This window comes from Vibrio sp. 1731 (assembly GCF_033339955.1).
In the GTDB taxonomy this organism is placed as follows: Bacteria; Pseudomonadota; Gammaproteobacteria; order Enterobacterales; family Vibrionaceae; genus Vibrio; species Vibrio alginolyticus.
Genome location: NZ_JAWOVO010000054.1, coordinates 1 through 5,165, shown reverse-complemented (window position 1 = coordinate 5,165; position 5,165 = coordinate 1). Strand labels below are relative to the sequence as shown.

Genomic DNA, 5,165 nt, shown 5'->3' with positions numbered 1-5,165 from the left:
TTCCTCCTTAGCTCAGTTGGTAGAGCGACGGACTGTTAATCCGCAGGTCGCTGGTTCGAGCCCAGCAGGAGGAGCCACTTTTAAAGCCGCATCACTTGATGCGGCTTTTTTGTATCTGCTTTATACGTCATTTCTCGCTTTCCCATTTATCTACACTTCATTTCTAAACATCAGCGAACATTAAATCCTTTCTTCAAAAACACTTATTTCACGCTAAAAATTTAATCCTCATCGTAATTTTAATACGCATTAGTATCCGAGCATATTCATCTTCACTAAGATGCCCGAGTTATTACATTTCTTCTTTTAGCTATGCCTTGCATAGTGATAACACTTTATTTGTGAGCTAAATATGAAACTAAAAACTCAAGCCTATTTATTATCTGCGATCATATTGCTAGCTCTCTTAGCTTTGACCGCAACGGGCTTATGGACACTTCGCGTCGCAAGTAACCTTGATAACAAAGCTCGAGTTACTGAGCTATTTAAAAGTGCGTACAGCATACTTACCGAAGTAGAAAAGATGGCTATCGAAGGCAAAATGCCGGAAGACGAAGCGAAAGCATTAGCCACTCGCCTACTTCGTAACAATATCTACAAAGACAACGAATACGTTTATGTCGCAGATGAAAATATGATGTTCATCGCCGCACCACTAGACCCTCAACTGCACGGAACCAGCTTCCATGACTTTAAAGATGGCAGTGGTAATAGCGTAGGCCAACTCATTCTAGATGTATTGGGGCACAAAACAGGTCAGATCGTTGAATATACCTGGAGCCAAAAACAAGCAGATGGCAGCATTGAAGAAAAACACTCGATAGCAGAAAAAACACCACACTGGGGCTGGGTTGTCGGTACAGGTATTGGCTTTAATGAAGTTAACGCACGTTTTTGGTCGACAGCACAATGGCAGCTTGTGCTATGTCTGATTATCGCGGGAAGCATTCTAAGTGGCCTGATCATTTCGATTCGCAAAATGCTTCATCTACTTGGTGGAGAGCCTAACGACGTGCGCAAAGCAGTTCAAGCTGTCGCTCAAGGAGACATTCAGACCAGTTTTGATACTGTGGCACCGAGAGGAAGTATCTATCGTGCCGTGCAAGATATGAGTCAATCACTAGCTACTATGGTGACAAACCTAGAGAAGTCTATGCATGCACTGCGCGCAGAGTTGTCTGCCGTAGAAGCTCGATCAAATACGATTGCCGATCTTACCGTATCTCAGCAGCAATCAACGGCGATGATTGCCACTGCGATGACTGAAATGGCATCTTCAGCCAACCATGTTGCCAATTCAGCAAGCGACACCGCAAACAATACGGACGAGGCAGACAAACAAAGCCAACATACTCAGAAACTCATTCATAACACGGTTAAAAACATTCAAGGTTTAGCTTCTCAATTAAATACTGCGAGTAAAGCGGTCGCCGATCTAGATCAGGATGTAAATAATATTGTAAAAGTGCTCGATGTGATTGGTGATATCGCAGAGCAAACAAACCTATTGGCACTCAATGCAGCCATTGAAGCAGCACGTGCTGGAGAACAAGGCCGAGGCTTCGCAGTCGTTGCTGATGAGGTACGCAACCTAGCAGGACGCACACAAGACAGCACAAAAGAGATTCAGTATATGATCTCCAATCTGCAAGAAGGCTCTCGCAATGCCATTCACACAATGGAAATATGTGCAGAAACCAGTGAAAGCACTGTTACAGAGTCTAAGAATGCCTCTGAAGCTCTACAGCAAATTGTAACGGCGTTAGAATCTATCACCACAATGAGCCAGCAGATCGCTACTGCTGCCGCTGAGCAGACGCAGGTTAGCGATGATATTGCGCTACGCATAAACCTTATCGATGAAAGCGGAGGCCAACTAAACTCTGTCGTAACCGAGAGTCAATCAAGTACTCAAAGTTTAGCTTCACTAGCGAATGAGCTAGAAGGTTGGGTAAACAAGTTCTCAGTAAAGCACTAGTTTAAAGTCAATTGTTCAATAAAAAGCACGTTTTCAGACGTGCTTTTTTGTTTTTATCGCCTTTATTTTGCAAGTGAATACACTATCAATGTTAAAACATCGCTTAAAGCATGGCGCATTGCTGCTAAAAACGCATAAAAACAGCCCACTCCGAGCACAAATTCATCAAACGATATTTTATTTTAATTTTATTGTTGACCTGAAAGCCGAAAAGCCTTTTAATACACCTCGTCGCCCGGATAGCTCAGTCGGTAGAGCAGAGGATTGAAAATCCTCGTGTCGGTGGTTCGATTCCGCCTCCGGGCACCACAATTTATTAATTGTTGGTGCTTAGCACGAACAATGTTAAAGAATAAAATGTGCCGACTTAGCTCAGTAGGTAGAGCAACTGACTTGTAATCAGTAGGTCACCAGTTCGATTCCGGTAGTCGGCACCATTTATTCTCTTAAAAAGACAATTCCTCCTTAGCTCAGTTGGTAGAGCGACGGACTGTTAATCCGCAGGTCGCTGGTTCGAGCCCAGCAGGAGGAGCCAATTTTCATTATTAAGTTAATAACTTATTAATGACATTGTGCCGACTTAGCTCAGTAGGTAGAGCAACTGACTTGTAATCAGTAGGTCACCAGTTCGATTCCGGTAGTCGGCACCACTTATTAAAATTTGTTCCTCCTTAGCTCAGTTGGTAGAGCGACGGACTGTTAATCCGCAGGTCGCTGGTTCGAGCCCAGCAGGAGGAGCCATATTAGAAGAAGCCGCATCACTTGATGCGGCTTTTTTGTATTAGTTTAAAGCTAAGCTCTCTCCTACCCCATAACGAAATAACATAAGCGCTTTGATTATTAAAAACCGCTTACCGCAAGCTAACTATCGACTCACTAAATAACCAGAAAATATTAACCACAAACGCGCGTGGCAAATGGTATGCCTTTCAACTAAAAAAAAGCCAGGTAAAAACCTAGCTTTTTAGTTCAATCGGCCATCTCTGAAATCAGCTTAAACCACCAAGACAAATATACTTTGTCTCCAGATATTCATCGAGTCCTTGCTTAGCACCTTCCCGTCCAACACCCGACTCTTTAACTCCACCAAATGGAGCCACTTCAGTAGAGATGATCCCTTCATTCACTCCAACCATGCCGTACTCTAAACCTTCACTAAAAGTCACAATACGCTTCAAGCTATTCGTATAGAAATAGCAAGCCAAACCATATTCTGTATCGTTCGCCATTTCGAGAACTTGATCATCATTTTCAAAGGTAACAATAGGCAACACAGGCCCGAATAGCTCTTGCTGAACAATCGACATATTCTGCGTCACACTATCCAAAAGAACGGGCTCCATAAAGCGACCATGCCGTCTCTGTGGAGAGTTAGCAATAGAGGCTCCTTCTTGTACAGCTTGATCGATCACCGCCTCTAGTCGATGCTTAGAGGCCATCGTAATAACAGGACCTAATGTGACATCTTTCTCTAAACCATTGCCAAGCTTTAATTTGCTTAACTTCGACAATACTTTATCAATAAAAGCTTGTTTTACATTTTTATGAACATATAACCGATTGGTACAAACACATGTTTGCCCTGCATTACGGAACTTCGACGCGACAAGCCCTTCCGCAGCCGCATCTAAGTCTGCATCTTCAAACACGATGAAAGGCGCATTACCACCCAACTCCATCGACACCGCCTTGACTGAATCACTGGCTTGCTTCATCAAAATTTTCCCGACTCGCGTAGACCCCGTAAAAGAGATCTTCTGAATCCTAGGATCAGTACTTAGTACTTGACCAAACTCAGCAGCCTGCTCCGACACCAAGACAGAAAGCAGTTCTTTAGGGATACCAGCCTGATAAGCTAATTCAACAACAGCAATTGCAGTGAGAGGGGTAAGCTCTGATGGCTTGATCAACATGCCACAACCTGCCGCTAGGGCTGGTGCTGCTTTTCTTGTAATCATCGCAATAGGGAAGTTCCAAGGTGTAATTGCAGCGCATACTCCCACAGGCTGGCGAATTGCAGATAGACGTCTATCTGTCGTGGGGGCAGGAATAACTTCGCCATAAGCACGTTTTGCTTCTTCTGAGAACCACTCGACAAAAGAGGCACCATACATCACTTCCCCTTTGCTCTCAGCTAAAGGTTTACCCTGCTCTAAGGTAATAATCGTGGCTATGTCTTCTGCATTATCAAGAAGTAGTTGATACCACCCCCTCAAACGACGAGAGCGCTCTTGGGCACTTAATTTAGCCCAACGGACTTGCTCCGTTTTGCACTGACCAATGAGATCATCTAACTCATCAAGAGTACTAGGCTTTAACCGAATTAACTCTTGCTCAGTTGCAGGGTTGATGACCACAATTCCCTCTTCGGAAGACCATTGCTTAAATACAGATTTCAGCGTTTCATTTTTTATTTGTTGCATCATCAAACATACTCCTCAAGAACTCCTCTTAGGTTAATCGCTACTAGCAAGTTCAGCAAAGAAAACAAAGTTTTCTAAAAGGCATTAATTTTCGGAAGACTTAGCTCTCTTCCTCACTATATTTCGCGAAATTGCGTAATCCACGCAACGACGGTCCCGCTCTAAACATGGAAGCAATGAATGTTTGAGAAATAAGATGTAGAAAATTATTGTTTAAGAGAGACGCTAACAAAACACGCAGTGAGGAAGACTATTCATTCTATTACGGTTGAGGGCGAGTGTTATAAAGACTCATTGTTCAAATGACCAATCTTTCAACGAGGACAGGATACAAACTCGGAGTAATTGGAAGTGCAGGCAGCAGGCTCATCTTCCTGAGAAACTCATGTGCCAAAAGGGTAAAGAAAGTCGTATTGTCTCGCCTTCAATGTGTAAATGCATTTCTAGGGGACACGACCAAACGAAAAAGCCCCAGTCTTTCGACTAGGGCTTAATATAAGTGGCGGAGTGGACGGGACTCGAACCCGCGACCCCCGGCGTGACAGGCCGGTATTCTAACCAACTGAACTACCACTCCGCAGTGGTATCACTCGCTTGTAATCAGCAAGTGCCCGCTTTTGTCTTCACTTTTCGAAAAAGTGAAAACAAAACTAAAGCCTGGCGATGTCCTACTCTCACATGGGGAAACCCCACACTACCATCGGCGCTATTTCGTTTCACTTCTGAGTTCGGCATGGAAATCAGGTGGGTCCAAAACGCTATGG

General features: G+C 43.9%; 2 protein-coding genes, 7 tRNA genes and 1 rRNA gene. 7 read left to right on the top strand and 3 right to left on the bottom strand.

Annotated elements, in window-relative coordinates; all coding sequences use genetic code 11:
* Window position 1: 1 nt before the first annotated feature.
* From R7035_RS24965 to R7035_RS24935, 7 genes are all read left to right on the top strand, one after another.
* A tRNA-Asn gene (locus R7035_RS24965) sits at window positions 2-77 on the top strand.
* Window positions 78-352: 275 nt separating this feature from the next.
* Entirely contained in the window at window positions 353-1,978 is a 1,626-nt protein-coding gene (locus R7035_RS24960; protein WP_132936938.1) for a methyl-accepting chemotaxis protein, read from the top strand.
* 233 nt (window positions 1,979-2,211) lie between these two features.
* A tRNA-Phe gene (locus tag R7035_RS24955) sits at window positions 2,212-2,287 on the top strand.
* Between the two features lie 52 nt (window positions 2,288-2,339).
* Window positions 2,340-2,415 (top strand) — tRNA-Thr (locus R7035_RS24950).
* Window positions 2,416-2,437: 22 nt separating this feature from the next.
* Window positions 2,438-2,513 (top strand) — tRNA-Asn (locus tag R7035_RS24945).
* Between the two features lie 39 nt (window positions 2,514-2,552).
* Window positions 2,553-2,628 (top strand) — tRNA-Thr (locus tag R7035_RS24940).
* Window positions 2,629-2,643: 15 nt separating this feature from the next.
* Window positions 2,644-2,719 (top strand) — tRNA-Asn (locus tag R7035_RS24935).
* Window positions 2,720-2,967: 248 nt separating this feature from the next.
* Here R7035_RS24935 and R7035_RS24930 read toward each other — a convergent pair.
* The 3 genes from R7035_RS24930 to rrf form a co-directional block, all read right to left on the bottom strand.
* Window positions 2,968-4,404, bottom strand: a complete 1,437-nt coding sequence (locus tag R7035_RS24930) for an NAD-dependent succinate-semialdehyde dehydrogenase (RefSeq protein WP_080960149.1) — start codon at window positions 4,402-4,404, stop codon at window positions 2,968-2,970.
* Between the two features lie 497 nt (window positions 4,405-4,901).
* Window positions 4,902-4,978, bottom strand: a tRNA-Asp gene (locus R7035_RS24925).
* A 78-nt stretch (window positions 4,979-5,056) separates the two neighbouring features.
* Window positions 5,057-5,165: ribosomal RNA gene (gene rrf / locus R7035_RS24920) — 5S ribosomal RNA — on the bottom strand; the annotation flags it as partial.